Origin of the sequence: Autumnicola musiva (assembly GCF_031846585.1) — a bacterium.
Taxonomy (GTDB): Bacteria; Bacteroidota; Bacteroidia; order Flavobacteriales; family Flavobacteriaceae; genus Autumnicola; species Autumnicola musiva.
Genome location: NZ_JAVRHK010000092.1, coordinates 1 through 350 on the forward strand (window position 1 = coordinate 1; position 350 = coordinate 350).

At 44.6% G+C, this 350-nt stretch carries 1 protein-coding gene; it reads left to right on the forward strand.

What is annotated here, in order from left to right; all coding sequences use genetic code 11:
• Positions 1-47: 47 nt before the first annotated feature.
• A partial coding sequence (locus tag RM539_RS20005) for an IS66 family transposase (RefSeq protein ID WP_489752684.1) occupies positions 48-350 on the forward strand: 303 nt, incomplete at its 3' end.

Consider the following 350-nt stretch of genomic DNA (forward strand, 5'->3'; position numbering starts at 1 on the left):
GAGGCTTACCGATAGGTATAGCCGGTGTTTTTCTGTATATTTACTTCATGGAAAACGACCTGGAGAATCTATCCAAAGATGAGCTTTTAGCACTCCTTCAGAAGCAGGATAAATCCCTGCAGAAAGAGGCAAAAAAGTTGGCTAAAGCAGAAAAAGCCACAGCCAAAGTAATTGAAGAAAACACCCAGCTAAAGTTCCAGGTTGAATACTACAAACGTTTAGCCTTCGGACAAAAGAGGGAACGCTTCGAAGGGGATAAGGACCAGATGAGCCTTCCTTTTGAAATGGATTCCGAGACTGCCCAGAAGCAGGAGGAAGAAGTAAAGGAGAAGCTTACCTACGAGCGTCGC